This is a genomic window from Proteus mirabilis ATCC 29906, from assembly GCF_000160755.1.
GTDB lineage: Bacteria > Pseudomonadota > Gammaproteobacteria > Enterobacterales > Enterobacteriaceae > Proteus > Proteus mirabilis.
Window position 1 is genome coordinate 167,886 of the sequence record NZ_GG668576.1, and the last position, 1,483, is coordinate 169,368.

Below are 1,483 nucleotides of genomic sequence, written 5' to 3' on the forward strand. Positions count from 1 at the left end.
GGAGTCTCAGCAAATCCAATGGCTGTATCAACCCGGAGAGATAACGCCCACCGCGCGTTATCAACAGGGAAAACTGCACTATGTGGTCACCGATCACCAAGGAACCCCGCGAGAGATATTCAGTGAAGGCGGACAAGCCAGTTGGGCAGGAAGGTTGAATACGTGGGGCCAAATGCAGTTTTGGCGTTACCGAGAGGGTAAGGCGGAGAATGACCCTAATTATACCGAATGTCCTTTTCGCTTTGCGGGGCAATATGAAGATGAAGAAAGTGGCTTGTATTATAATCGCTTTCGCTATTATGATAAGGAGACAGGACAGTATCTTTCTCCAGACCCCATAGGGCTATTGGGTGGGCTGAATCCATATGGGTATGTGCATTGTCCGACGGGGTGGGTTGATCCGTTTGGGCTGGCGGGTGGAGTTGGGAATAAAGGGGAGCCTAAAGGTACGGTCACTGTATTTAGGGTTCAAGGAGGCATACCGCCTAACGCGAGCCATCGCCGAATAAAAATAGATGATGCGAACAACCCTAAGATTCAAAATGCAACTTTAAATATTAGTATCGGCGATTCTAAGCATGCCGAGCACTTCAAAAATATTAGAGGTGGTGATGCAGAAGTGGTTTCATTCGAAATACCAAAATGGTTTGATGACTTTATTAAAGAGAATGCTATCCCTCAAAAAGGTTACAGGACGAATCCATTAAATCAACAAGGAATGGCTCCTAAAATAGTAGATCCAACAACCCCTGGTGATTCATATGAGCTGCCTAAAATATGGGCTAAATGGCTAGAAGAAAATTCTGTTCCTGGTTCTGGAAAAGTAAAAAAATAAATTAAGGTTGTTATATGTTCGATGAAGATGATTGTTTATTAGCCGATGATAATGTTGTTGTTGCAATAAAGAACGATAACATTATTACTTGGTATCAAGCAGACAGAGAGGTATGGGTGCTGGATAGACAAAAATGGCATAGAGATTTTGTTGACAATGGCATAGCTTGTCCAGAAGATAGCGCCGACGATCGATTTGGTATTTTAATTGTTAATGATGGTACTAAAGAAAAATTTCTTGAAAGTATTTTGCCTTTTAAAGTTGATAATAAGAAGCTCAATGAATTCAAAGAAAAAATACAAGACTCTTCTTCTTGGTGGGACTCTCACGAACTATTTCCAATGGCATTCATTGATTTTGATTCAAAAAAAGTAAGTGCATATTATCCATATCCAGGGAAAATACCTGTAGAAAGATATATTCCAGATGGTTGGAATGGTGAGTTTGTTGATTTTATGCGTAAATTTGATGAAAGTATTTTGCCTAAGAAAGAAAAGTATTGGGTCATTGATGATATTGACTATTTAGAAAAACTTTCTTCATTATTTTAAATAAAATAGCCAAAAAAACTGTGATCTTGAAGTGACCCCATAAAGTTGGACACTTTTAGTTAAGCGGCTTGTAAGGCCTAATTTCGATATTCAACGG

The 1,483-nt window shown here is 39.6% G+C and carries 2 protein-coding genes; both read left to right on the forward strand.

What is annotated here, in order from left to right:
• On the forward strand, window positions 1-835 hold an 835-nt coding region (locus HMPREF0693_RS19670; protein ID WP_004242739.1), incomplete at its 5' end, for an RHS repeat domain-containing protein.
• Between the two features lie 14 nt (window positions 836-849).
• Window positions 850-1,386, forward strand: coding sequence for a hypothetical protein (locus HMPREF0693_RS00810; protein WP_004242740.1), 537 nt, complete (start codon window positions 850-852; stop codon window positions 1,384-1,386).
• Window positions 1,387-1,483: the final 97 nt, after the last annotated feature.